This window comes from Virgibacillus sp. FSP13 (assembly GCF_054048505.1).
This window is the reverse complement of record NZ_JBSVKG010000004.1, coordinates 119392-144431: the sequence shown is the minus strand read 5'-3', so window position 1 is coordinate 144431 and position 25040 is coordinate 119392. Positions and strand designations below refer to the sequence as shown.

Here is a 25040-nt window from a genome sequence, read left to right as displayed (position 1 = left end):
AATTTTAAAATAAATTTTGTCGTCTCAAAAATTAGGTAAAAAGTCATAGGTTTAAGGTAAAAAAAAGCTATCTTCCCTTAAGCTGACTGTATGGTAAATCATGACTAAAAATGGGTAACAACTTCCCTATACCGGCATTTTTAATACATGCAAACATACGATTCAAGCTCAGAAAGACAGCATTTCATCTTTTCGTGGTGAAAAGTGGTGGAACAAAAATATTATATATTCAACCTTCGCACAATAAAATAAGATCACGCAGTTAGCCGAGGCAAACTTGAAGACCCCGCAGCAGCGGTTTTCCGCGAGGAGGCTGAGGCCGTGCCCACAGAAAGCGAAGTATTCTGCCGGAGCGGAATCCAAGCACTCAGTCATCATTAAAGAGAATTTTCACTGTGTCACAGTTTGTTTCAAATGTGATTAATCCAAAGTCAACTTGAGCAGTGAATCTCCATCCTCCCTCATTCTACAAAGGCTTATTTGTCCATTTTACGCTGCGAAAGTTGAATTATATATATACAAGGTAATGTTCATTTTCAAACGAACAAGACGTTTCTATTAATTGTTTTATAAAATTGATACCATATCGATTAATCAATGGTAATGGATTCCAAACTCGTTCTTGCAACCCATTATTAGGGTGTAATGCGGTATCAATCACATCAAATTCATATAGTTCTTTTGCATATTTCTCTTCCAAGGCTCTCGTCAGTCTCGTTTCCAAATACTCGATATCACGAAACACATAAGCTAAATTCTTATCAGCCAATTCCCCTAAATCCGCACGAAAACTCCTTGCAGTGTCTCGAAGTGGTTGATGTGCTTCTTTCACTACATGTTTAAGCTGCTCTGTCATTTGTTTAATTGGTGGATTACTTTGGGACGCCAACCAATTCCCTCGTTCCTTGATCACACCTTGATTAATTGCTCGATCCCCTGTTATTCCGTATTTATTTATTAATTTTTCCACATTCCGTTCCAAAAATGTGAATGATAAGCGCGGAACGACAGGTGGCATATCCATGTTTAATGCGTGAAAAGCTGGTTTTAATGCTGCCCAATAGCTGATTTCACCAGGACCACCAATAAACGCTAAGCTCGGAAAAAGTAATTCCTGCATTAAAGGCCTTGTGACGACATTATTACTTAAACGCTCTGGCTCTGTTTTGGCAATAGTAACCAATTCTTCTGTCGTTAGAGAAATCTCATTCTGTTTACCAACCCAATCCCCTGAACGATTGCGCATTAATAAAATCCGCTCATTGCCATGATGGAAGAAAAGATGCGCATCCTCAGGCTCAACACCTAATGAAATAGCATAACCAGATTGATTTAGCTGTTGCTCACAATTAAATACTCCTTCACTTATTTTAGGTTGATTTTCCAACATCATTAGAAAGTGTTCGCTCTCTAACCTGCGTAACTCAGGGTGTGCAGAGTCAACGAGTACAACCCCTTCCTCTGCAAATAATTGATAAATGATCCGAGCAAAAAAATCAACATATGTTGCCGATTTATCTAAGCACATTTTGATGGTGTTATATAGTTTCGTTGTATACCCTGTCTCTACTAACTGCTCAAATAAATGATCTATCCATTGATTTGCAATCACATCATCTTTTTCAATAGCTGATACAGACATTTTGTCGACAACACGTTGCAGTAATTTATGTTTTTTCATCTCCGGAACTTCTGGTAAAAAAATATGATTGATTTCATCAAAGTCATGGTCTTCACCAGCTATCCAGAAGACCGGCACAACAGGGACCCCTAATGCTTTCTCTTGTTGTCGTGCTAACTGAATGATCGAAATGATTTTATTTATCGTATACATTGGTCCTGTTAAAAGTCCTGCTTGCTGACCACCAATGACAACTACACTATTGTTTTCTTTTAATCTTTCAATGCTTTTATATGTAGAATCAGGAGCATCCCATTGGTTATTTATAGCGGTTAGCGTTTTTGTAAGTTGCTCTCTATTAAAAACACGCCCTTTTAAATCTTGGACCCTTGTTTGGTATGTAGATTGCAAAAAAGGTTGATAATCGAAGTAGTTTGTTATTTGTATTTCATTTGAACGGTAATCGTTCATTAGTTTAGATTGTTTTTGTAATTGAATAGGGTCAATCCGCATAGATTACATGCTCCTTTAAAGATAATGAGTATTGTCCACTACGTATTGTACCTAAAACAATAAAAAATTTCATGTAATCTGTTTTATAAAGAGGTTGTTCAAAAAGTCACCAAATGATAAACGGCGAATCTCTTCGTTGGCTATAAAAGAACTTCTACTAAGCCCGCCCGCGTCCTGTGGGCAACATAGAAGTCAGCATCTCGTGTGCAAGCCCGGTCCTCAAGACTACGCCGCCTCGACCTTCGATGCACAGGACAAGGAAGGCTACGACAGAGATACATCGCACGAAGAAAAAGCTTATTTCTTTTTCGAGGACGTGCTAATGTCGATGTTGGCTATTGACGTGTTCCAAATTTAGCAACTTTTTGAACTCACATTTAAAAGAAGAAAACCTGCTGTATTAGCCCAATTAATACTAAACATAGGTATAAAAACGAAAATAACAGAAATGAAAATCGCCAAAATTCTTTAAATGCACGCTTAAATTCAACCTCCATCTTCGTTTTCCATTGCAAAAAAATAATAATGGAAAGCGCCATCATTAAGAAGATCAAAATCCAACCAAAAAAGCCATGGTTAAAAACAACAGTAAAAAGACCAGTAACAGCTAGTATGTATAAAATGGTCGTCCAGTTAACAGCAGTGTGAATCGCTCGCCATTTTTGCCGATGGATTTTCACTGAAATTTGATAGACAATCCACGTTGCGATGATAGGTACTGTAATTAAAAACGCGATAAAATAAACAACAATATCAAACATACCTAATCTTTATTCCCCTTTTTTCTTTCCAATGCTTTCATGCTGTTATAAACAAACGATGTATACGGAATATTCTGTTTAGAATGATTTAGTAAGAAGCCAGAAATCGCTTCGTTTTCCGTCTGTTGATTTTCTTGAAGGTCTTTCCACATTGATGACACATTTTCTTTGGTTTTTTCAGCTACAGCAAGGACGTGCTTCCACTGTTCCAAAAAAGGTAGTTCAAGCACCATAGATGCCTCAAGACATAATTCCTTCGCTATCGTAACAATATACGGGTTGTGGATCACTTCTCCATTTGAAACTTCAAACAAAGCTGTCAATGGGTTAATAACTGCATTAACGACGAGTTTTTCACTAAGCATAGACAACCAATCATTCTCCATTTGTATAGGGAAATTCGGCTGATTTAAATTCGTGACGACCGTTTTTAGCATTTCTAGCTCCTCATCATAGGTAGCTAGTTTAATCAGACCCTGTCCCGTATGTGCAACCGTACAACTATTTAGTCGTTGTGCACCATGCTCAACAATTCCAAGGAATACTGGCGCTGCTAATTTTTTTACCTGGTCGATGTGCGCCATCCCATTTTGCAAAAAAATGAAAGGTGCCTTTGATCCCAATTTTGTTATGTACGACATTACGTTTGTGAGCTGTGGTTGTTTAACACAGACAATGTAACAATCTTCTTGTCTTAACTCCTCAGTTAACAATGCTTTAACAGTGCGCGAATCAGAGTGTTGTGTTTGACAAACCCCATACTCATTTATCGACTTTTTTTGTTGGTTTCTTCGTACATAAATAGTGACTTCATGCACTCCAGAAAGATACCAGCTCAACAGTAAACCGATAGATCCCCCACCAATAACCCCAATCTTCACACCTTGTCACCTTCTTTTTTTAAATCACTTTTTTGTTCATTGCATCAATAACCTTGTTTTCCGTTAAAGCTCAATCGTTTTTTCCTGCCATGTTGATTTCATTCCGTGTCTATTTATATTATAATAAAAGAATATATACGAAAAGTGAATTATAATAATTCTTACGATAAGGGGGACATTGGATTATGAACGATGTAAAAGTTGAAAGACTGCTAATTAATTATAAAACACTGGAGAAATTCAAGCGATTCAAGGAATATGGTAACCAGGAACTATCCATGTTAGAGGACTTACAAAGTAACATTGTGGAAAATGATAGCGAATCACCATTCTACGGGATTTATTTCGGTAATGCACTTGTGGCCCGTATGAGCTTGTACAAAATGGATAAAAAATACGATCTGTACTTTGAACCGGCGCATGATTATTTAGTACTGTGGAAGCTCGAGGTGCTACCGGATTATAGAGGAAACAATTATGGTAAGGCTTTGGTTGAATTTGCAAAAAGCTATAATCTGCCAATTAAAACAAATCCTCGTATTAACTCCCAAGGTTTCTGGGAAAAGATGGGTTTCCAAAAAGCGAAGTACGAAATGGAACGCGATTTTGGAGAAAACCCATTAATTTGGATGCCTAATGGAATAAATGAAAAAGACTTGAAATCAACAGAAAAGTAATTATTTCTAAAAGCAAAAGACATGAATGATGCTTATTCACATTCATGTCTTTTTACCTATTTATTCAACTATCAATATGATAATTCCCTATTCTTTCGTTTGTTCAGTCACCCAATTCCACAACTTCCCCATTTCTTTCCATGCCCCTTCATAGCGTTGTAACTGAACTTTTAACTTTTCATTTTCCTGTTCAAGATGTTTAATAATTTTCTCTTGTTCCTTTTGTGTTAACTGATTTTCCGCAGAATAATTTATTTTCATTTTTTCCAATAGCGATATAGCTGTTGCGATTGGATCTTTTTCCGCATGTTCTGATGGTTCCACATAGTTCCATGCTGTTTTTTTTCTTCCAGCTTGTTTTCGTTCTTCCTTTGCATTATGAATGGCGTCTTGATAATGTTTGCGTATGGTTGCATTCCAGCGAAACCCACAAGCAGCAGATGTACGTGATAACTGCTTTGCCACATCTTTAAAAGCCTCTAGCTGTGTTTGGCCTTCTCTAATATAGCGAATTACTGTTTCAGCTAAAATAACATCTTCATCTTTCGTCCATGCATCTTGACGTGTTGCTTCCATAACACCCCTCCTTACATTCTTGTTTGCTATAAAATGTATGCAAAAAGTAGGAGTGATAGAATAACTGTTTTACTATTTTTAAAAGTAATTTTGCTAAGGTTAAGCTATTTTCGCATCAAAAATTTCCTTACCGCCTCTTTATGTGTAGGTGATTCCCAAAGATTAGCACACACGCGAACTTCTTCGTCCATTAAGGAAGACAAACTTAAAATTGATATTTTCTTCAAATACTGCCTCTTTAGTAATTTCATTTGCTCAAATGATTTTGTCACATATGGTTCTAGTAATTTTTCATGGTTATCCCAATCTGTTTTTTCAACAATCTTATGGATAAATCCTTGTTCTTGTAAATATCTGGCATCATAAATTTCTGCAGCCATCAACCAATGGAAAGCGAAACTAGCATGAACTTTTTCGTATAAAAGGACACCACCACCCCAACCTGGTGTTATCCCAAGCTTTGTTTGTACAAACCCGAGTGTAGCAGTGGCTTTCGCAATGCGCACATCACAGGCAGTGGCAAGTTCACACCCACCACCTAATGCATTGCCATTTAACAAACAAATAGTCGGAACTGGAAATGCAGCAATTTCATAAAGTATCTCTTTCATATCGTACAACTGGCTAAAGGCTTCATCTTGAGTCAAATCCCCATGTAACTCCTTTAAATCCCCACCAGCGCAAAATACATCATTTCCTGCTCCTGTTATTACGAGGCACGAAATTGTTTCTTGTTTGGCTCGTTGTATAGCCTCTTTTAAATCTATTCTCATTTCTCCCGATACAGCATTTCTTTTCTCCGGACGGTTCAGTTTAATTTCAATATATCCTTCTTTATGTACATGATATCCTACTGTATCCAACGTTGATCCCTCTTTCATTCCATTTATCGATATCATAGCATATATTTTAGAAAACGTTGGCATTCATCTCATGTTAGGTGAATGCCAACGTTTTCTAATACTTTAAATTTGTTTTTTACTTAACGTAAAAAACAGATCACTTTTCAAAGTGATCTGTTTTACAATCAAGGAAAATTAGACGTTGCTAACAACTTCTTTCCCATCATAATGTCCACAAGATTTGCAAACATGGTGTGGTTTTGTTAATTCACCACAATTCGAGCATTCTACCATGCCAGGTACGTGTAATTTTTTATGAGTACGACGTTGATTTTTCACTTTTTTAGAAGTTCTTCTTTTTGGTACTGCCATGTCTTACACCTCCTTCAAACGAAAGTCAAATTCGAATTAGTTCTTCTTATTTTTCTTTCTCATTATTATCAAATAAGGACTCCAATTTTTTCAAACGAGGATCGATCGTTTTTTCAGTTTCTTCTTCAGAAATAAATTCCCATCCATCGCCTTTCACCGGGGCATCTCCTTTAGCTTTTGCATCATCGGAGAACACTCGAAATGGAACCTCTAATAAGATATTTTCCTTTATATAGGGGGTTAAGTCAAGCATTTCCCCGTCTATTGGATGAATTTCATTTTCCTCTTCTTCTTCACCATAAAAGTCAGATAGTGTGAACACCTCAAGTGCCTTAATATCAAACGGATATGGTACATCAACCAGCGTTCTAGCACAAGGTAGAATCATTTCCCCGTTTATGGTAAAAGAAAAAATAAGTTGTTCCCCTTGAATGGTACATTCTCCCTTAACATGGACTGGATCTATATTTCGAATATCATTGTTCATTGTTTCTAACTCTGAAACATCTATGACATCATCAAACGTAAAGGGTCCATCTAACGTACCCCGTTTAAGTTGACTTACCGAAAATTTCATCTTTATCACCTCAAAGAGCAACAAAAGTTATTTTAAAAGGAAATTAAACTTTTGTCAACATATTTTCTTTACAGATTGCAAAAAAAGAGAAAAATCTTGGCTCTAGCATTCCCATACTAAGATACACTAATCAGATTTGTGATATCTATTAGTAGCGTTTTTTGTTAAACTAAATGATAACATACATAATTAGGAGTTGAACAGATGAAAGCATGTGGTTTAATCGTTGAGTATAATCCATTTCACAATGGGCATGTATATCATCTAGAAGAAGCAAAAAAGGCCTCCAAAGCAGATTGCATGATCACCGTCATGAGCGGCTCTTTCTTACAGCGAGGCGAGCCCGCAATCATCGATAAATTTCACCGAACAAACGCAGCTCTCGCTAGTGGTATTGACATCGTTGTTGAGCTACCTTACGTGTTCGCAGTTCAAAGTAGTGACTTATTTGCCAAAGGGTCGATTTTAACACTTCACGCATTAGGAATTGACTCAATCTGCTTTGGTAGTGAATCAGGTATGATCAGTGATTTTATTACGGGATACCACACATTTCATGAACGCAAAGATTTATTTAGGGAAACATTAAAAAAACAGTTGAATCAAGGGATGGCATACCCTGAAGCAAGCAGATTGGCTTATCAAAAAATTGGCTTAACCACAGCAGGTATGGATTTAGCAAAGCCAAATAATATCTTAGGGTTCAGTTATGTAAAAGCAATTTTGGAAAATAATCTACCAATTGAACCATTAACAATCAAGCGAAGCAAGAGTGGTTATCATGATGAAACCATCACCAGTTCTATCGCCAGTGCAACAAGTATTCGAAAACAACTTTTTACTACAGGAAAAATCACACCGAAAATTGCAGAAACAATTCCTAAAGCAACAAAAGAGGAACTGGAAAGGTATTATCATACTGCTTCATGCTGGCATCATTGGGAAGCGTATTTTAATCTATTACATTATCGCGTGATAACCATGTCCGAAACTGAACTAAGAGCGATACAAGGGGTTGATGAGGGCTTGGAATATCGCATCAAAAAAACGGCCAAAAATGCAACCTCGTTTACTGAATGGGTCAAGGCTATTAAAACGAAACGCTACACTTGGACAAGGCTGCAACGGATGTTTGTCCATATTTTAACAAATACAAAAAAGCAGGATATAGATAGTCTTACCAGCTTATCTTCAATTCCATATGTGCGCATTCTAGGATTAACGGAAACAGGAAGAGCGTACCTTAATAAGGCAAAGAAACGGACGGACGTTCCACTGATTTCAAACTTAAGCCGAACAAATCCACCTATGCTTTCACTTGAGGAAAGAGCTAGTGCAGCTTATTATAGTATTCTTCCTCCAGCGATTAGGCAACAGCTTCGTCGAAAGGAACTACAACCGCCAATTATGATATAAGTGAGTGTTCCAAAAAGGAGATTTTACCAGACTTTTTGAACAACCTAAATAAATAAGGGTCTATTCCCTCGAGAAGGGACAGACCCTTATTTATTTTTAGGCTGTTTCTAAAGATTGGGACTGCGATTACTCGCCCCACCGAAAACATTTGTTGTTCTTTACACAATAGATATAAACTGCGAAGTAACTTTAGTGTGACTTCCTCCCGTCCTTTACAAGGTGAGTGGTAATTCGCGGCTTGGGGAAAATACTCGCTTTCCATGGGGAACGCTTCAGCCTCCTCGTGAGCAAAAACCGCTCACTGCGGGGTCTTCAGACTGTTCCTTTCCCATAGGACAGGGAATGCTTCGGCAGCACTACATCGCACGAAGAAAATTGGTTTGTATTTTCAAGGAGTCTCGCATGTTCCCCAAGCCTAAAAAAACTTTTTATTCAAATGAGAGGAAAACCGTGAAACATTGATTGAATAACTACTCTCTCTAGCTAGAAAATCACTGCTAGCGGAGGCAGAATACGTAGACTCCTGTGGGAACAGCACGTGTCCGAAGACCCCGCAGGAAGCGCTCTTTGCTTTCGAGGTGGCTGAGGCCGTGCCCACGGAAAGCGAAGTATTCTGCCGTAGCGGTTTCAAGCACTCAACCCACATTTGAGTGAGAGAAAGCGTCACAAAAAAGCATTGTCACTGTATTGCTGTTTATACCAACTACAAAATTAAAAAGCAACAAACATTACGAGAAGAGCCTTTATTTAAGCTTTTTTAAGTATGTTAAAGCATCGTCAAATGTATCTACAGGAACAACCTTCATATCGGTTCCAATTTCCTCTGCCGTTTTCTTTGCTACCTCATAGTTAGAATCAGCTGCACCATTTTCATTTGGTGCGAAAAATATTTTACAACCTTCATCATCTGCAGCAATAACTTTTTTATCAATACCACCGATTCGTCCAACATTTCCGTTATAATCGATTTCACCCGTTCCGGCAATTTGAAACCCATGTGTTAAATCCTTTTCTGTTAGCTGATCATAAATTTCTAAGGAAAACATTAGCCCAGCACTTGGGCCGCCAATACTACCGCTGGAAAAATTGACGTCGGGATCAACGCTAACACTACGATCAGTTACTAATTGAATGCCAATCCCCACTTTGTTATCTAATTTTTTAAAGGATTCCAGTTCAATTTCTTCCGTCAATGTTTCATCGTCCCGCTCAAAATTAATTGAAATTGTATCACCAGCACTTTTATTCTCCACATAAGAAATTAAGTCATCTGTTTCCTCAATTTCTTTTCCATCAATCCTGGTAATCCGGTCACCCATTTTCAACTTTCCCTCTGCAGGCATTCCCTTGATAACAGACACAACATAAACACCATTATAATCAATTGTAATATCCTCATTAGCGGCTTTATATGCTACAACTGTTGATGCTTCTTGAGAGTTCTCCATCATCTGTAATTGAACATGAAAATATTCATCCTCTGTAATCCCTTCAGGTCTAACCTGGCTAATAGGTAATACTTCATGATGTGGCAAGAGCTTTGCCCATACATATTGTACAGGGGTTGCTTGCCCTCCTCTCACTGTTACTAAGTGCATATCACCAGCACTTTCATGCCCGCCATCAACGGCAACAATTGGGTTTAATGCATCTGCTCCACCTGGTTTATAAATATAATACGGTAACTTATATGCAGATAGAAAAAGGGCAATTGCTACAACAATAATTAACGATATTATATGACGCTTCGTTATTTTCACAGTATAACTCCTTCCATAACTCCAACCGATCATATACCCTCTACAAAAAGAGTATGGCATAAATGGTAGGGGTATGTGCGTATATTGATATAGACTTGTACAATCAAAATCAGCTTTTTTATTAACGGTTCAACATTATGATTGCTAATTTTTACATTTGCTTTTTTAATTGTGAACTAAAATTATTCTACTACGATCAAAAAAAGAAGTACAGAGCTAGCACTTCATTAGGAGGCTTTATGTTGAGGCAAATTATAAAAACACTACTATTAGCTGGAATAACAGGGTTTATCGCATTTGCAATACTAACAGTTCCTGATCAAGCTTCCGAAGCTAGTATTCGCGGACTTAGCATTTGGTGGGAGAGTGTTTTTCCAACATTACTACCTTTTTTCATCATTGCTGAGTTGCTAATAAGTTTTGGCGTTGTTAGTTTTATCGGCGTGCTTTGTGAACCAATTATGCGTCCAATATTCAATGTTCCAGGTGTGGGAAGCTTTGCCTGGACAATGGGAATGGTCAGCGGTTATCCTACAGGCGCAAAAATTTCTGTACATTTACGCCAAGAAAAGCAAATTTCTCAAATTGAAGGGGAACGTCTTGTTGCTTTTACCAATGCCTCTAGTCCACTATTCATAATCGGAGTAATTGCCGGAGGTCTTTTCAATGATCCTAAACTAGGACTGTTGCTAATTGTTTGCCACTATATTGGCAACACACTTGTGGGCATTTGTATGCGATTTTACGGAAAGTCAAAGGAAAAAAACAAACAAACAGTAGAAAAGAAAGTATCTCTAAAACGAGCATTTAATGAAATGCATCAAACCAGAATGAGCGATCCCCGCCCATTTGGACAAGTCATGGGTGATGCGGTCTTAAATTCAGTAAAAACATTAGTTATGGTTGGTGGATTTATCATTCTTTTTTCCGTCTTAACAAAATTACTATACATTTTGAATATCACACCAGCAATTGCAAGTGTGTTGAAACATTTCTTTCAATTTCTGACATTACCTGTTGATTTAGCCCTACCTTTTTTATCGGGAATATTTGAAATCACCTTAGGTTCCCAGATGTTATCTAATGTTTCGATTGATAATTTATTAGCGCAAATGGTTATTGTTAGTTTTATTCTTGGATTCCATGGGCTATCCGTTCAAGCTCAAGTATCAAGCATTATCGCGAAAACGGATATCCGTTTCGCTCCTTACTTTTTTGCGCGCTTTTTACATGCAGTTTTCGCAAGTGTATTAACAGTTCTATTATATAACCCATTATATGTTAATCGACAGGCATTTGAATTGGAAGATATCCCTGTTTCACAAGAGGTACAGCAGAACAGCTGGCTTACAGCACTAGACATATTGAAACAAGCCGGTCCTTTAATTACAATTCTCTTCTTAGGGGTTGCCGTGTTGCTCTTGTATCGCAGAAAAATGGAAAAATAATCTAATAAAGAGGCAGCTTCCAATTCGTGAAGCTGCCTCCTTACACCTTAGACATGCTTAAATTTTTTGATTAGTGCTTTTTGAACAGGTTTTGGGACAATGTCAGAAACGTCTGCTTTATATTTGGCTACTTCTTTTACGATGCTTGAACTTAAAAAGGAGTATTGATTATTCGTCATCATAAAGAATGTTTCAATTTCCTCATCAAGTTTACGGTTCATTGATGTGATTTGCATTTCATATTCAAAATCACTAACCGCACGTAATCCGCGTAATATAGCATTGGCTTTTACTTCTTTAGCATAATCAATTAATAATCCATCACTGGAATCGACCGTAACATTAGGTAAGTCTTTTGTCGTTTCCTGTAATAATTCTATCCGTTCTCCAACCGAAAATAAAGGGGCTTTGGACTGATTGTTAAATACCGCTACAATTACGTTATCAAAAATTCTAGCACCACGCTGGATTATATCTAAATGGCCATATGTAACGGGATCAAAACTCCCCGGACAAATTGCTAATCTACTCATTTGAACACCTCTTCTAATGCTTCTAGTCATTCCAAGTTGAGATCACTACTCTACCTTTTGATAAATAGTAATCCCAATTGTCCCACCATAATTCTCTTGTTTCACAATAGTTAAATTAGTAAGGTCAGCCGGCAATACTTCGGATACATCATGCTCACAATAAATCAATCCATCAACAGTCAACAAATGTAGTTCTTCTATTTTCTCTAAAAACTTACCATAATTAACCTTTCCATATGGTGGATCACAAACGATCAAATCAAAATGCAATTCTCTTTTAGCAGCTGCATGAAGCGCACGAAAAGCATCTGTACGGAATACTTCTGCCTTATGTTCGATTTCAAGTGTCTTTAAATTTTCATAAATGGTATGTATTGCTTTTGGATGTTTATCGACAAAAACTGTTTTTTCCATCCCTCTACTTATCGCTTCAATTCCCAATGACCCACTACCAGCAAATAAATCCAAACACATTCCAGTTTGAAAAAAAGGGCCAATACTTTGGAACACAGCCTCTTTCACCTTGTCAGTCGTTGGTCGAGTTGATTTGCCTGGAACCGCTTTTAATTGACGTCCTTTCATTGTACCTGCTATTACTCTCATATGCACACCTCTATTTACTACTAATCGACATTCTACCACAAATCAAAAAAAGAGGCGACCAGTGAGAATGAATAAAAATCACAATCGGATGTATAGAATTTTTTTACTCGTACATACTTAATTAGTGAGACAGCTAATACTTAGCTTGGTTGTTTCAAAAACACGGAGAAGACTTACATTTCCCCATAAGTTCTTCCTCCGGTTTCTCCTCTCCCTTTGCCTTTTTGTTTTCAATTAGAAAACAAAAAGACCTGCAGAAAAATTTCTGCAGGTTTTTTTTTACTTAAAAAAAGTATAAAATTTAACTTTTGTTTGTTCACAAGCAGGGGGAGCCACGTCTAACTCCAGCTAGTGGGACTTCCCACACCTCCGTCCGATATGTCAACAACATCGGTTTGCTTGCGTTTTTGTTCCTTGAAAAATCGGATTTAACTATATGTACATCCGATAGACTTGTTGTAATTTATTTTATATTCCCATTTTGTAGTCATATTGCTTTGCCTTATCCGGCTTGGCGTTCTCATAGTTTGTTCGAATAAAAGGCTTGTATGATCGATCTATTTTAGACACAAATGAAAGTCTTAGTAACTTCTTTTCGATGTTATCTACGTCATCTTGGTCAACATATAAAACAGCGTATTTTAATTTCTTTGATGTATAAATCAAATGACCATAACGTTTTATTTGCCGCAAATTTTTCATATGCTGAAACCAAACGATAATACCTTGACGATTTGTCCTCATTTTAAGTCCTCACTTACACCTTATTTGACCATAGTTTATCAAATTATTACCAATCTATCAATTCAATATTAAGATGCCCGACATCCACAACCACTACTACCACTTCCATGACCACAGCCGCCATCGCTTAATGCGGCGCCATCTTTTGGAGCCTTAATATCATCACTCACACTTTGTGCAACGTATTGACTTATTTCATCAAGTAATTTTTGCAAATTACGCTCCGCAACTTTAAACGCTGCTACTTTATCATGCATATCCATTGCGCGTTTGGTTGTGCGGACACGTTTCATGATTTGATTAAAGTCCGGATGGTATCTGCCAAAACGTTGGACATCCTCATATTGATCCTTTATATCTATAAAAGCTTTAATCAGCTTTTGGGCCTCTTCATCATTATTTAACGCTTTACGGGAACGCTGGTAGTCTTCCATGACGTCAGATTGCAAAACCATTTGTCCGAGTGATTCACATCGGTCGAGGATGTCTACATATTCCATCGTAGCTATCATTAGGTTCACCTCCACATTTATCATATCATGTAATCTGAATATGATAAAGTTAGCTAATCTTTCATAGCATCAGCAAATTGAACCAGCATACCAGCCATTTGAACCTGATTACTTATTTTTTCAAGCTTTTGAGGAAATGTTTTTCCATAATATTTTTTGGCTTCACCCGGCAATTCCTCAATACGGTTTGGGTCCCTTGTCAAATATCGATACCAAATTGGGTTGAATCGAACAAAATTTGCTATATGTGGATGTGACTGAAGGTACTGATAACATATTGGTTGCATACGTTTTTTCACCTCTTAATCTCGAAACCAATTAAATGGTTGGTTATTTCTTGTTTCAGGTAAAGATTTTTTTGTTTCCTTAGTTTCCTGAAATTGACCTAGCACCTCTTGAATTGTCGAGATTGTCGAACTCAATTGTTTGATTTGATGTTGAACTTTATTTATATCCATATTCTCTGTAAGTTTCAATAGTTGGCTAAACAGTTCAGATTGTTTCTTCGTTCCTTTTTCGTCAGGCTCTGTCTCCGTTTTTTCCTTATATTGAGTCCAATATGGATCTTCTTCCCCCAAGAGTACCCATTTTTCATAATGCTCTTGCCAAGACCTTCCATTTTTACGAATTTCCTTTATTAATTCAGGATGATTTGCCAAAAATTGTTTAAATTCTTTAACGGATGGATGCAATTTATCTTCCATATGTTTTCTCACCACCGATGAATATAATTACTATTACTTTATGATAATGACCTATATCCTGTGAGAGAAAGACATATAAAAAAGCTCATAAAGTGAATTATGAGCTTTTTACAAGTGCATGTTCAAAAGATGCCAAATGAGGAGCAAGCCAACGAAGAGATTCGCCGATTATCATTAGTGACTTTTGAACCTTCTTTACATCTACGGCTTTTTAATGAAATTTTGCGTGTAATAAAAATGATATACCCCTACACCTAAATGTGTGTAATCTTTATTTAATAATGCTTCCCGATGTCCTTCGCTATTTAACCACCCCTCCATGGCCGCTGGTGCATCCGGATACTGTGCAGCTATATTTTCACCTGCAGAAAAGTAATAAACATTTTTATCCGCTAACCGTTCCTTTAACCCATTGCCATTCTTACTGTAATGGGAAAAATAATTGTTCTCAGCCATATCTTCACTGTGAAGAAACGCAACTTCGCTTACCGTCTCATTCCATTGGACATCTTCCTTATCAAAATGATTCCGTATGACATTTGTAATATCAAATATTTGCTGCTCCATGCCGCTTTCGACTTTTTCCCAATCCTTTTCAGTTAAATTAGGCTGCTCTGGCAAGTCTCCACGATACTCTATTTTATATGGTCGATGTTTAAGCAATATATCGGCTGTCAAAATCCGTATAGAAGATAATTTATTTGTGAACGTATCAAAATAACATTGAACAAACACATTATCGGCTATTTTTACCAATGGACGCATTTTTATATCATCCTCATTTAGATGAAACGTATAGGACGCAACATCTTTACTATATGTAACATCATTCTCAAATGAAAAATGATCGTCAATTGAATCATATGATTGTCCAATTTGTATGGGGTCAGTTGACAAATTGTTCCCTGTCGCATAGATCGTTTTAATCTCGTCTTCTTGAACACCAAATTGGATATATTGTTCACGTTGATCTGTATAGACCCACCAACTGTAACCATATGCACTTTGATCAATTCTTACTGGATCTCCAAGGCTATCCTTTAACTCATTTGATGATTTACCGATCCATTGAAACAAATCACCTTTTAACTTAATTTTAGGTGCCTTCTTTTCCGGAACAGATTTCGATTCCAACATGTTTTCTTTTTCTTTTATGACATTCCCACTATCATCCATTGCCTCATCAGATGAGATGTCATTTTTCTCCAATAAATAATATCCACCTATCACAACCACTATCAAAAATAAAATTACAATAGTTTTAATTAAACGCATAAATACTTTTCCCCTTTATGTGTGTGTCCAAAAGCACCAAATTATAAAAAACAACGATGCCTCTTATCGCTTGGTTGCTTTTAAACAACTTCTTTACTCATTTATAATAACTATATGTTCAGGCAGTCCATTTGATTCTAGTTTATCTATTATTTCGCCAAAATTACAAAAGAAAATAATTGAGGATATATTTTTTGTTTGAACTTATAAATGGGTTTCGATTGCAACTTAACCTATTTCGTACTATTATAGTGTTAGTGAGGATAATTTTGTGAGGTGGAAAAGAATGAGATTAGAAAATTCTGGTATAGATGATGCCGTTGTTGATTTGAAACCACTAGACCATTTAATGGGTAAACATGCTTTTATTCGCGCGGGTCAATGGGATTATGAACGCGTAACATATGATTACAGAATTGATTCCAAGGAAAAAAACATTACATATTACATCCGTATTCAAGGTTATGCACTTGAAGGGGATGTTGATCGTGGCAATGCCGTAATTAAGCTATTAACCCCGTTGCTAGGTAAACATTATTACCCACATGGTGTTGAATATGGCGAAAACGAAAATTTCCCAGAAAGCCTTATAGAAAGAGCAAATGGTCTTATAGCAAAAGTGCAGAAAGAAATCGAAGAATATCAAAAATAAGCAAAAAACTGCTCTGACAAATAGAGCAGTTTTTTTACTTCCTTATTCCAACCATATACTCCATCAACATCATAAATTGCAAAAAATTCTTAATCCCTGTTCAAATAGTGAAATAAATGCTATATTTTTCATATACATAAAAGAACCATCCGGAAAGGAGACATCCTATTAAATTGTTTCGATCAATTACAAAACGCCAATGGACACTTATCATTTTAGCGATTGTATTAGTATTACTGATGTATTTTATTTTACCTATTTCTATCCCATTAATCATCGCATTCATTACAGCGCTCATGCTAAATCCAACAGTGCGTTTTTTTCAAAGAAAAATAAAATCAAGCAGAAAAACAAGCGTTATCATTGTCTTCCTCTTATTTTTGATGCTTATTGGAGTAGCAGGTACATTTATTGTGACAAAGGCTGTAACCGAGTTAGTTAACTTTGTAGAAGATGTTCCAGCGTATTTTAATGAATTAAATGAAGTATATGCGGAATGGGAAAATGACTTTAAACAGTATTCCGAGAATTTGCCACCTGAGTTTGTCCAAGAAGTATCAAGTAGTATAGAGGATTATTTATCTTCACTAAGTGAAACAGCAAAAAATGAAATAACGATTGATAATATTACACAGGTGTTTACAAAAATACCACAATATCTAATTAGTTTCCTTGTCTACTTAATCGCTTTATTCTTATTCATGCTAGAGTTTCCTTTGGTTAAAGCAAATACATACAAACTTATGAGAAAAGAAACAGCTGAAAAATTCTCCTTTATGAACAGTCGATTATCAGATGTCATTTTAGGGTTTTTGAAAGCACAATTTTTAGTAAGTGTGATTATATTTGTTGTTTCATTGCTAGGCTTATTTCTAATTGTACCTGAAGTTGCCATTATTATGTCGCTCATTATTTGGTTAATCGACTTTATACCGATTATCGGCTCCATAGCAATTCTTGGACCGTGGGCCTTATTTATGTTTATTACAGGGGATACGATAATGGGGATTAAACTAGCAGTACTCGCCATCATCCTTCTTGGCATACGTCGTACAGTAGAGCCAAAAGTGATGGGAAAACACATTGGCCTTTCACCACTTGCTACACTCATTGCTATGTTCTTAGGAATAAAAATACTCGGTATACTTGGCTTTATCTTAGGACCATTATTCCTAATTATGTTTAAATCCGCCAGAGAAGCTGAAATTATTAAATTGAATTTCAAAATATAAACAAAAGCGCAAGCGTCCGTTTAGCGACGTACAGACTGCGCTCTGCCAAGCAGGGTGGTTCAGTGTTGCTGCGCAAAGCAGCGATCTTAACTGAATATTCCTGCCGTAGGAGATAAAGGAAACATGCCACTAAAAAAGGGGTATGCCGACGTTGGGCGCAAAGCCCGTTTTTAGTCGCCTTCCTTTAGATTCGAACCGATAAGGAAGTTCGACTAAGAGCGCCACGTCCAGTGGCAACGTCGAACTACCCCACCTCGTGTGGGGCAGGAGGTGAGGGGAGTCTCGCTACAGCTTTAGCGCTGGAGCCGGACGTGGCCTGTCCAACCCAAGGTAAATTAGAGTCAAATTTGGTACTTTTAAGTTTATAAAAAAGTGTGAAAGCATGTTGTTTGCTTTCACACTTTTTTAGTTATTAGGAGCCCAGTATTGCCTTAATCATACTTGTCGTTTGCCCACCATCATAAATAATATATAAAAGCAGGTAGACCATAACCCCTGTTATCGCACTAAAAAACCAGATAACACTTGTAATAGGCCCTATTCTTCTATGTATTCTAATTTTCCGTTTTAAGGCAAGCGTAATGGTTACAACACCGAATATTGCCCCAATAGTGGCTAAAATTATATGGAAAATCAAGAAAATAGTATAATAAATTTCAATACTTTCTGGGCCGCCAAAACTGGTATTTCCAATAAATACAGTTCTTGACACATAGATGATGAAAAAAAACAATGCACTTATTGCAGCACAGATCATTGTTCGCTTATGCGCCTTGGCTTTTCCTTTTATAATTAATCGCCAGCCTATCGCAACTAATAGTGCACTTAGAACGATAAAAAAAGTACTAATTGTCGGTAAAAATGGCATTATATTATTCCCCTTCTTACTAAAATTAGATAAAAAAGCTGTAATCTCACCATGAATAAATCAGAGGCAAATTACAGCTTATTAATTCCTACATTTGCTGTATCATTTCCATGCGTTTGAATCAGGTATCGGATCAACTTTTAGACTTTCGCGGGTAAACCATGAAAAGAATATTTTACCTAAGATTGTTAAGTATGTTGCTTCCTGCATAATTTTCATAATAATTCCGCCCAATTGTTGATCTTCCATTACCCCCATTGGTGAAAACATTTGCGGTCCTGATATGGAGTATGTCAGACCTTGTAGTACATCCCCAGGAACACATAAGGCTAATGCCTGTATCCAAGCTCCGTTTTGGCTATACGCAGCGTATAATGGTACATTAGCAAATATAATTAATACACATGCTGGAGTAATTAATACACCATTAGCAAAAATATAACCAATTTTTAGAATTGGTGACATCGTATCAAATTCCTTAAGCGGTGCCAACACCGGAAACCATACAATAAATGCCGCAACTAAAATAATCGTAGAAATCAATGTATGAGCTACCGGAGATGATTTTGTAAAGTCAAATACCACCGGAATATGATAGATAGAAAATAATACGTTAAACAAAAGTAAGGAAATGATCGGTTTTGTCAATAATTTGAGAATAGGTTTAACTATTGGTGCGTTAACCACTCGTTTCCATATCCAAACCGGAATACCCTTAATCATCAAAATCGGAAAGATCAAAAAGTATATAGCTAATTGTGCCATATGTGCTGTCAGCATAATATGTGTAAGTAGATCTACTGGAGACCCTTTAACAATATATAGTAAGACCATTCCAAGGTAGAAAAAGACAATTTGTTTTCCAGTTGGTTTGTCTTCAACACCAAATTTATATCGATAACGTATTGTAATTAAATAATAAGCAAGACAAAGTCCTAAAACAAAGATCAAATAATAAGGACTCCACAATGCGCGAAAACCGAAAATTTGTAATTCCAACCACATAATAAACTCACTCCATCAAAACAGCTTATACCCTATATTATAACGTATTTAGTCTTACTGCACGTAAAACGAATGTGACAGATTTATAACAAAACATGGCAACCATTTCGTCTGGACAATTGGGCGGAGCTATAATAAAAATCAACTTGCTATTATTCATTTATAAAAACAAAAGACCAGGAATAAATCCCAGTCTTTTTGTTTCTGATTACCACCAAGTTATGACACCAAGACCCATTAATGCAAGGAAAGCTATCCAAATACCGCCATATATCATAACGGAAGGCATTTCATGGCCTGCGTGTTTCATATGCATGAAATAATAAAATTGGAAACCAACTTGCACAACTGCCAACGCAATCAAAATAGGAATTGCAATTACTTTTTCCATTCCAGTAATGACAACGATAAACGCAATTATGGTGAACACCATCATAAGCGCAAAGCTGATTAACTGTTGTTGCATTTCTTCTTTATTCTTTTTCTTTTGGAATGAATCAATTTTATTGGAACCTGTATTATCAGTCATGGATTAGCCCACCTTTCCCATTAGATATACTACTGTGAAAATGAAAACCCAAACAACATCAATAAAGTGCCAATAGAGACTCCAAATATAAAACTTTGGTGCGTTATAAAGGTTTAACCCTCGCTTAGCATTGCGAATTAACAATGAAATCATCCAAAATAAACCAAATGTTACGTGTCCTCCATGGAACCCAAGAAGTGCATAAAATGCAGATCCGAAAGCTGATGAGCGGAAAGAAAATCCATATTCCGTAATGTAATGATGGAATTCATAAATCTCACAGCCGACGAAAGCAAACCCAAGCAAAATAGTTATAACAAACCAAAGGGTCATTTTCTTATAATTATTATTCTTCATTTGGTAAATTGCATAAACACTTGTTAAGGAACTTGTTAATAGTAAAACAGTCATTATAAACACAAGTTCTAAACCGAATAATTCATTACCAGATGGACCACCTGCTGTTGAACCGTGAAGTGCTAGATAGGTCCCAAACAAACAAGCAAAGAGAACTGTTTCTCCACCAAGGAAAAACCAGAAACCAATAAATTTGTTTTTACCTTCAAGGGTGGCTTTTTCTGGTTCATGTGGCATTGTTTCTGGATTTAAGGAATGATCGTGACTCATTTTAGTCAGCCTCCCTTTCAAGTTCTTCTTTTGTAATATGATAACCTAAGTCATCTTTCATTGATCTTACTACCATCATAGCTAATGAGAAAGCCATACCACCAATTAGGACTACTAACCATGCTTTATTGTCTGTTTGGTAAATAAAACCGAAACCAGCAATAAATAGTCCTAGTGAGAATAAAAATGGTAAGAAAGATGAGTTTGGCATATGAATATCACCTAAAGGCTCTGCAGGTGTTAACTTGCCGTCACCTTCTGTTTTTTCTATCCATAATGGATCAAGTCCACGTACAAGTGGTGTTTGTTTAAAATTATAATGTGCTGGCGGTGATTGTGTCGCCCATTCAAGTGTACGACCATCCCAAGGGTCAGCAGGTGCTTTTTCACCGCGCGCAGTAACTATTACGTTAATAACAAACACGATTACACCAAATGCCATCAAGAAGGCACCAATTGTACTAATCAGGTTCCCTACTTCCAATCCATCTCCAGCATGGAATACCCAATAACGACGAGGCATACCCATTAAACCAAGGAAGTGTTGGATAAAGAAAGTTAAATGGAAACCAATGAAAAATGTCCAAAAAGTGAGTTTACCCAGTCCTTCATGCAAAATCCTTCCAAACATTTTCGGCCACCAATAATGTAGACCGGCAAATATACCAAAGATTGTTCCACCTACGATTACATAGTGAAAGTGAGCAATAACGAAATACGTATCATGATATTGATAGTCAGCAGCAACTGAAGCAACCATTACACCTGTCATACCACCAATTGTAAATGTAGGTATGAAAGCAAGTGACCATAGCATTGCTGAATTAATCGTTATGTTTCCGCCCCAAAGTGTTGCTAACCAACCAAAGATTTTAATCCCTGTAGGTACAGCAATCGCCATCGTTGCAAGTGAGAAAATAGTGTTTGCGACAGGGCCAAGACCAACAGTGAACATGTGGTGAGCCCAAACCATGAATCCTAAGAATGCAATGACAATCGTTGAAAATACCATTGCTGTGTAACCAAATAGTCGCTTTTTAGCAAACGTTGCAAATACGTTACTAAATACACCGAACAACGGTAAAATCAAAATGTAAACTTCCGGATGTCCGAAGACCCAGAATAAATGCTCCCAGATAATGGTGTTACCACCTAACGATACATCAAAAAATGCAGTTCCAAACATACGATCAAACATTAATAAGAATAAACCAACTGTTAATGCTGGAAAAGCAAATAGAATTAAGATACTTGCAATAAACGTGGTCCATGTAAATAACGGCATACGCATATATGTCATTCCTGGCGCACGCATGTTGACAATAGTCACCAAGAAGTTAATACCACCAATTAATGTACCCGCACCAGCTATTTGTAGTCCCATTACATAAAAGTCCACGCCATGTCCTGGTGATGTTGTTGATAATGGTGCATAAGAAGTCCAACCAGCATCAGGAGCACCACCAAGGAACCAGCTACAGTTTAGTAAAACTCCACCAAACATAAATAACCAAAAACCTAATGAATTTAAAAATGGAAAAGCAACATCTCTTGCACCAATCTGCAGTGGCACAACTGCATTCATTAATGCGAATATCAACGGCATAGCCGCCAAGAATATCATTGTAGTTCCATGCATGGTTATCATTTCATTGTACAAACCTGCACTTAAGAAATCATTGTCAGGCTTGATTAACTGAATACGAATTAACATGGCTTCTATTCCGCCGATTAGGAAGAATAAACCGCCGCCGATCAAATACAAATGCGCAATTTTCTTATGGTCGACAGTCGTTAAATAATCCCATAACACAGCACCGAAGCCTCTTTTTTGAGTAGCTGCAATACTCACTACTTTAACCTCCCTTTTACATCTTTCATCCCTTAATCAATATCTTCTATGCTATCTCTTAATTACCAGCACTTTCAGGTGTAATATCTGAAGGCTTTAATTGCAATAAATAGTCGGCAATTTTACTTGCTTCGTCTTCTGATAGTGCCGGATAATTTCCAGCCATTTTATTTCCTGGTTTAAGTGACTCAGGATCCATAATCCAGTCAACAAGGGTCTCTTTATTGTGATCTAAGATCCCTGCGATTTTCGTACGGTTACCGAAGTCTGTTAAATTAGGTCCCACTTGTACAGGGGATGAACCAACAGCATGACAGCCCATACAGTTGTTTTCTTGGAATAATTCCTGACCTTCTTGTGCTGTATCTCCTTCTGCAACTGCTTCTGGATCAACACTTTGCATATCGCTAGCCCATTGATCGAATTCATCCGGGCTCACAGCAATAATCTTAAAGTCCATCAACGAATGGGAAGGACCACAAAACTCGGCACATTTACCCCAATATACACCCTCTTCTTCTGCTTTGATGTACATGGTATTTTCATTCTCAGGGTTTACATCCATTTTACCGGAAATTGCTGGTACCCAGAATGAGTGAATAACATCAGCAGATTTCATGTTAAGAAACACTTTTTCACCTGTTGGAATGTATAAATCTTGACTAGTTTGAATTTCCTGTCCCTTATAGTTAAAATGCCACCAATATTGATTACCAGTAACTTCTACATTTAAACTGTCTTTTTGACCTGATGTGTCAGCTAAATCAAATGTTGCAATCGTTGTTGGGACACCAATGATGAACAAAAGAATTATGGGAATAATTGTCCAAATAGTTTCCAGTGTCTTATGTCCTTCAACTTGTTTTGGAATAAAATTCTCTTTTCCTTTCTTTTTGCGGAATCGGATTAATACAATAATATACACGATTGCCACAACCGCGAAAACGACACACATAACAATTGTAGTTAGGATAATTAAATCGAATGATGTCTCAGCACCATATCCTTTAGGTTTTAAAGCAGTTAAGTTCTCTCTACCACATCCCGATAGAACGAGTGCCAGCGAGCCTAACAATGTTAATGCTCGAAATTTTCCCATCCAACCTTTCATGTATTCATACCTCTCTTTCTCTTATGTTTCTTCCTTATATTTGATTTTGATTAAGGACCATTACGAATAACCATTAACTGAAGGGGAATTCAAATGTTACAATTACCATCAACAAAAAGATAATGGTTAAATAATTCAATGAATAAATAAACATCAGATTTGCCCATTTTAGATCATTTTTCATAAAAAATCCACAAATACCCAAAGCGAGCCATCCAACATTAAGCAATGTTGAAATTACCAAAAATGTAGGACCAAGTGATGATAAATAAAACGGCAGGGGCAATAAACATGCCGTATACACAACCATTTGGCGCTTTGTGAATTCAAATCCATGAACAACTGGAAGCATTGGGATACCTGCAGCTTTATATTCTTTACATTTTTTCATTGCTAATGCAAGGAAATGTGGTGTTTGCCAAATAAACATGATCAAAAACAACACAACAGCTGCTATATGAAAATCAGGGTCTATAGCTGCCCAACCGATTAATGGCGGTACAGCACCAGAAAAACTGCCAACTACAGTATTTAATGTGTATCTTCGTTTTGACCACATTGTATAGAGGACGACATATGTAAACCATCCCAAAAACCCTAAAACAGCAGCTTCAATTGTTGTGAACAATAATAAAATAATCCCAACACTTGTAGCAGCAATCCCCATTAAAAGTACTTGGTTTAGTGGAATGGTTCCAGTAACGGTTGGTCGATTCTTAGTACGTGTCATTATCGGATCAATATCAACATCATACCAATTGTTCATAATACAGCCACCTGCAATCACGAAAGCAGTTCCAGCCATCGTTAATAGGAAGACATCCCAATTTTCCATAAATGAGGCGCCTGTAAAATGAAGTGCCAACCAAAATCCGGTAAATGTCGTTATTAAATTAGAATTAACAATCCCCGTTTTTACAAGAGCTTTAAAATCGGCAAAAAATGGAGTGTCCTTCTCTGATGCAGTTACCTTGCCCATTATTTGTGAAGTTGTGGACTCCACTTTATCCATTATCATATCCCCCCTTCAAATTCCCAACAAAAAGGCATACTAAAGAATGTACCTATGATATCTAATATTCCCCAAAGTATCCAGTCTATTATCCTTATTGTATCACGGAATTGTATTACGTTCTATTCAACTACATATGGAGTGTGGTTTACTTATTTTAGGCTCGCTAAATGTGACGAATTTGTGAAATGGAGACTAAAAATAAAATAAAAGGCATAATAGCCTTCATTCGTAAATCAAGAATATATGTAGTTTTCCCATGATCTGGGCATAATGGTGGAAATCTTAACAAATATCCCCTACATTATTTCTAGCAAACAACGCTCTACTTTGCAAG

General features: G+C 36.8%; 27 protein-coding genes. 5 read left to right on the top strand and 22 right to left on the bottom strand.

What is annotated here, in order from left to right:
- Positions 1-508: 508 nt before the first annotated feature.
- The 3 genes from bshC to ACW2QC_RS05735 all read right to left on the bottom strand — a co-directional run bounded on the left by bshC (position 509) and on the right by ACW2QC_RS05735 (position 3776).
- Positions 509-2134 carry a bacillithiol biosynthesis cysteine-adding enzyme BshC gene (gene bshC / locus ACW2QC_RS05745; protein ID WP_457543027.1) on the bottom strand — a complete coding sequence of 542 codons (1626 nt, stop codon included), beginning with the start codon at positions 2132-2134 and terminating at the stop codon, positions 509-511.
- 377 nt (positions 2135-2511) lie between these two features.
- Entirely contained in the window at positions 2512-2895 is a 384-nt protein-coding gene (locus tag ACW2QC_RS05740) for a DUF3397 domain-containing protein (protein ID WP_457543026.1), read from the bottom strand.
- Positions 2896-2897: 2 nt separating this feature from the next.
- Positions 2898-3776: a 2-dehydropantoate 2-reductase gene (locus tag ACW2QC_RS05735; RefSeq protein ID WP_457543025.1), complete on the bottom strand. Its 879-nt coding sequence runs from the start codon at positions 3774-3776 to the stop codon at positions 2898-2900.
- Between the two features lie 185 nt (positions 3777-3961).
- Between ACW2QC_RS05735 and ACW2QC_RS05730 the strand changes: the two genes are divergently transcribed.
- Entirely contained in the window at positions 3962-4453 is a 492-nt protein-coding gene (locus ACW2QC_RS05730; protein ID WP_457543024.1) for an N-acetyltransferase, read from the top strand.
- Between the two features lie 87 nt (positions 4454-4540).
- Here ACW2QC_RS05730 and ACW2QC_RS05725 read toward each other — a convergent pair whose 3' ends face one another.
- From ACW2QC_RS05725 to ACW2QC_RS05710, 4 genes are all read right to left on the bottom strand, one after another.
- On the bottom strand, positions 4541-5029 hold the full coding sequence (locus ACW2QC_RS05725) for an RsfA family transcriptional regulator (RefSeq protein WP_457543023.1): 489 nt from the start codon (positions 5027-5029) through the stop codon (positions 4541-4543).
- Between the two features lie 104 nt (positions 5030-5133).
- Positions 5134-5892, bottom strand: coding sequence for an enoyl-CoA hydratase/isomerase family protein (locus ACW2QC_RS05720; RefSeq protein WP_457543022.1), 759 nt, complete (start codon positions 5890-5892; stop codon positions 5134-5136).
- A gap of 174 nt (positions 5893-6066) precedes the next feature.
- Entirely contained in the window at positions 6067-6243 is a 177-nt protein-coding gene (gene rpmF, locus ACW2QC_RS05715; protein WP_457543021.1) for a 50S ribosomal protein L32, read from the bottom strand.
- A gap of 46 nt (positions 6244-6289) precedes the next feature.
- Complete coding sequence (locus tag ACW2QC_RS05710; protein ID WP_457543020.1) at positions 6290-6820, bottom strand: YceD family protein; 531 nt, start codon at positions 6818-6820, stop codon at positions 6290-6292.
- Positions 6821-7024: 204 nt separating this feature from the next.
- Between ACW2QC_RS05710 and ACW2QC_RS05705 the strand changes: the two genes are divergently transcribed.
- Complete coding sequence (locus ACW2QC_RS05705) at positions 7025-8236, top strand: nucleotidyltransferase (protein ID WP_457543019.1); 1212 nt, start codon at positions 7025-7027, stop codon at positions 8234-8236.
- A 743-nt stretch (positions 8237-8979) separates the two neighbouring features.
- Here the strand turns inward: ACW2QC_RS05705 and ACW2QC_RS05700 are convergent.
- Positions 8980-9996, bottom strand: a complete 1017-nt coding sequence (locus ACW2QC_RS05700) for a SepM family pheromone-processing serine protease (protein WP_457543018.1) — start codon at positions 9994-9996, stop codon at positions 8980-8982.
- Positions 9997-10235: 239 nt separating this feature from the next.
- On the opposite strand from ACW2QC_RS05700, the gene ylbJ reads away from it, so the two are divergent.
- Positions 10236-11444 (top strand): sporulation integral membrane protein YlbJ, encoded by a 1209-nt coding sequence (gene ylbJ, locus ACW2QC_RS05695; protein WP_457543017.1) that lies wholly within the window; start codon positions 10236-10238, stop codon positions 11442-11444.
- 47 nt (positions 11445-11491) lie between these two features.
- On the opposite strand, the gene coaD is transcribed toward ylbJ, so the two are convergent.
- The 7 genes from coaD to ACW2QC_RS05660 form a co-directional block, all read right to left on the bottom strand.
- Positions 11492-11977 carry a pantetheine-phosphate adenylyltransferase gene (coaD, locus tag ACW2QC_RS05690; protein ID WP_457543016.1) on the bottom strand — a complete coding sequence of 162 codons (486 nt, stop codon included), beginning with the start codon at positions 11975-11977 and terminating at the stop codon, positions 11492-11494.
- A gap of 45 nt (positions 11978-12022) precedes the next feature.
- Positions 12023-12580, bottom strand: a complete 558-nt coding sequence (gene rsmD, locus ACW2QC_RS05685; protein ID WP_457543015.1) for a 16S rRNA (guanine(966)-N(2))-methyltransferase RsmD — start codon at positions 12578-12580, stop codon at positions 12023-12025.
- Between the two features lie 468 nt (positions 12581-13048).
- Positions 13049-13324, bottom strand: coding sequence for a YlbG family protein (locus tag ACW2QC_RS05680; protein WP_457543014.1), 276 nt, complete (start codon positions 13322-13324; stop codon positions 13049-13051).
- 68 nt (positions 13325-13392) lie between these two features.
- Complete coding sequence (locus tag ACW2QC_RS05675) at positions 13393-13836, bottom strand: YlbF family regulator (RefSeq protein WP_457543013.1); 444 nt, start codon at positions 13834-13836, stop codon at positions 13393-13395.
- A gap of 53 nt (positions 13837-13889) precedes the next feature.
- Positions 13890-14123 (bottom strand): YlbE-like family protein, encoded by a 234-nt coding sequence (locus ACW2QC_RS05670; protein ID WP_457543012.1) that lies wholly within the window; start codon positions 14121-14123, stop codon positions 13890-13892.
- A gap of 15 nt (positions 14124-14138) precedes the next feature.
- Positions 14139-14540, bottom strand: coding sequence for a spore coat protein YlbD (gene ylbD / locus ACW2QC_RS05665; protein WP_457543011.1), 402 nt, complete (start codon positions 14538-14540; stop codon positions 14139-14141).
- Positions 14541-14741: 201 nt separating this feature from the next.
- A complete protein-coding gene (locus ACW2QC_RS05660) occupies positions 14742-15815 on the bottom strand; it encodes a CAP domain-containing protein (RefSeq protein ID WP_457543010.1) in 1074 nt (357 codons plus the stop codon).
- 286 nt (positions 15816-16101) lie between these two features.
- Between ACW2QC_RS05660 and ACW2QC_RS05655 the strand changes: the two genes are divergently transcribed.
- The gene (locus ACW2QC_RS05655; protein ID WP_457543009.1) at positions 16102-16467 is read left to right on the top strand and encodes a YugN family protein; all 366 of its coding nucleotides are present in this window, start codon (positions 16102-16104) and stop codon (positions 16465-16467) included.
- Between the two features lie 173 nt (positions 16468-16640).
- Positions 16641-17699: a sporulation integral membrane protein YtvI gene (gene ytvI / locus ACW2QC_RS05650; protein ID WP_457543008.1), complete on the top strand. Its 1059-nt coding sequence runs from the start codon at positions 16641-16643 to the stop codon at positions 17697-17699.
- A gap of 412 nt (positions 17700-18111) precedes the next feature.
- On the opposite strand, the gene ACW2QC_RS05645 is transcribed toward ytvI, so the two are convergent.
- The 7 genes from ACW2QC_RS05645 to cyoE all read right to left on the bottom strand — a co-directional run bounded on the left by ACW2QC_RS05645 (position 18112) and on the right by cyoE (position 24703).
- Positions 18112-18567, bottom strand: a complete 456-nt coding sequence (locus tag ACW2QC_RS05645; RefSeq protein WP_457543007.1) for a DUF420 domain-containing protein — start codon at positions 18565-18567, stop codon at positions 18112-18114.
- A 102-nt stretch (positions 18568-18669) separates the two neighbouring features.
- Positions 18670-19572, bottom strand: coding sequence for a cytochrome c oxidase assembly factor CtaG (gene ctaG / locus ACW2QC_RS05640; protein WP_457543006.1), 903 nt, complete (start codon positions 19570-19572; stop codon positions 18670-18672).
- Between the two features lie 208 nt (positions 19573-19780).
- On the bottom strand, positions 19781-20101 hold the full coding sequence (gene ctaF, locus ACW2QC_RS05635; RefSeq protein WP_457543005.1) for a cytochrome c oxidase subunit IVB: 321 nt from the start codon (positions 20099-20101) through the stop codon (positions 19781-19783).
- Between the two features lie 3 nt (positions 20102-20104).
- Positions 20105-20728, bottom strand: a complete 624-nt coding sequence (locus tag ACW2QC_RS05630; RefSeq protein ID WP_457543004.1) for a cytochrome (ubi)quinol oxidase subunit III — start codon at positions 20726-20728, stop codon at positions 20105-20107.
- 1 nt (position 20729) lies between these two features.
- Positions 20730-22580, bottom strand: a complete 1851-nt coding sequence (gene ctaD, locus ACW2QC_RS05625) for a cytochrome c oxidase subunit I (protein WP_457543003.1) — start codon at positions 22578-22580, stop codon at positions 20730-20732.
- Between the two features lie 58 nt (positions 22581-22638).
- Positions 22639-23691 carry a cytochrome c oxidase subunit II gene (coxB, locus tag ACW2QC_RS05620; protein ID WP_457543002.1) on the bottom strand — a complete coding sequence of 351 codons (1053 nt, stop codon included), beginning with the start codon at positions 23689-23691 and terminating at the stop codon, positions 22639-22641.
- A 73-nt stretch (positions 23692-23764) separates the two neighbouring features.
- The gene (gene cyoE / locus ACW2QC_RS05615; RefSeq protein WP_457543001.1) at positions 23765-24703 is read right to left on the bottom strand and encodes a heme o synthase; all 939 of its coding nucleotides are present in this window, start codon (positions 24701-24703) and stop codon (positions 23765-23767) included.
- Between the last annotated feature and the right edge of the window lie 337 nt (positions 24704-25040).

What these genes read in the sequence shown, in the direction of transcription:
- bshC (WP_457543027.1), bottom strand. Translation starts at nt 2,134, where the DNA reads ATGCGGATTGACCCTATTCAATTACAAAAACAATCTAAACTAATGAAC.
- ACW2QC_RS05740 (WP_457543026.1), bottom strand. Translation starts at nt 2,895, where the DNA reads ATGTTTGATATTGTTGTTTATTTTATCGCGTTTTTAATTACAGTACCT.
- ACW2QC_RS05730 (WP_457543024.1), top strand. Translation starts at nt 3,962, where the DNA reads ATGAACGATGTAAAAGTTGAAAGACTGCTAATTAATTATAAAACACTG.
- ACW2QC_RS05725 (WP_457543023.1), bottom strand. Translation starts at nt 5,029, where the DNA reads ATGGAAGCAACACGTCAAGATGCATGGACGAAAGATGAAGATGTTATT.
- rpmF (WP_457543021.1), bottom strand. Translation starts at nt 6,243, where the DNA reads ATGGCAGTACCAAAAAGAAGAACTTCTAAAAAAGTGAAAAATCAACGT.
- ACW2QC_RS05710 (WP_457543020.1), bottom strand. Translation starts at nt 6,820, where the DNA reads ATGAAATTTTCGGTAAGTCAACTTAAACGGGGTACGTTAGATGGACCC.
- ACW2QC_RS05705 (WP_457543019.1), top strand. Translation starts at nt 7,025, where the DNA reads ATGAAAGCATGTGGTTTAATCGTTGAGTATAATCCATTTCACAATGGG.
- ylbJ (WP_457543017.1), top strand. Translation starts at nt 10,236, where the DNA reads ATGTTGAGGCAAATTATAAAAACACTACTATTAGCTGGAATAACAGGG.
- coaD (WP_457543016.1), bottom strand. Translation starts at nt 11,977, where the DNA reads ATGAGTAGATTAGCAATTTGTCCGGGGAGTTTTGATCCCGTTACATAT.
- rsmD (WP_457543015.1), bottom strand. Translation starts at nt 12,580, where the DNA reads ATGAGAGTAATAGCAGGTACAATGAAAGGACGTCAATTAAAAGCGGTT.
- ACW2QC_RS05680 (WP_457543014.1), bottom strand. Translation starts at nt 13,324, where the DNA reads ATGAGGACAAATCGTCAAGGTATTATCGTTTGGTTTCAGCATATGAAA.
- ACW2QC_RS05675 (WP_457543013.1), bottom strand. Translation starts at nt 13,836, where the DNA reads ATGATAGCTACGATGGAATATGTAGACATCCTCGACCGATGTGAATCA.
- ACW2QC_RS05670 (WP_457543012.1), bottom strand. Translation starts at nt 14,123, where the DNA reads ATGCAACCAATATGTTATCAGTACCTTCAGTCACATCCACATATAGCA.
- ylbD (WP_457543011.1), bottom strand. Translation starts at nt 14,540, where the DNA reads ATGGAAGATAAATTGCATCCATCCGTTAAAGAATTTAAACAATTTTTG.
- ACW2QC_RS05660 (WP_457543010.1), bottom strand. Translation starts at nt 15,815, where the DNA reads ATGCGTTTAATTAAAACTATTGTAATTTTATTTTTGATAGTGGTTGTG.
- ACW2QC_RS05655 (WP_457543009.1), top strand. Translation starts at nt 16,102, where the DNA reads ATGAGATTAGAAAATTCTGGTATAGATGATGCCGTTGTTGATTTGAAA.
- ACW2QC_RS05645 (WP_457543007.1), bottom strand. Translation starts at nt 18,567, where the DNA reads ATGCCATTTTTACCGACAATTAGTACTTTTTTTATCGTTCTAAGTGCA.
- ctaG (WP_457543006.1), bottom strand. Translation starts at nt 19,572, where the DNA reads ATGTGGTTGGAATTACAAATTTTCGGTTTTCGCGCATTGTGGAGTCCT.
- ctaF (WP_457543005.1), bottom strand. Translation starts at nt 20,101, where the DNA reads ATGACTGATAATACAGGTTCCAATAAAATTGATTCATTCCAAAAGAAA.
- ACW2QC_RS05630 (WP_457543004.1), bottom strand. Translation starts at nt 20,728, where the DNA reads ATGAGTCACGATCATTCCTTAAATCCAGAAACAATGCCACATGAACCA.
- coxB (WP_457543002.1), bottom strand. Translation starts at nt 23,691, where the DNA reads ATGAAAGGTTGGATGGGAAAATTTCGAGCATTAACATTGTTAGGCTCG.
- cyoE (WP_457543001.1), bottom strand. Translation starts at nt 24,703, where the DNA reads ATGGATAAAGTGGAGTCCACAACTTCACAAATAATGGGCAAGGTAACT.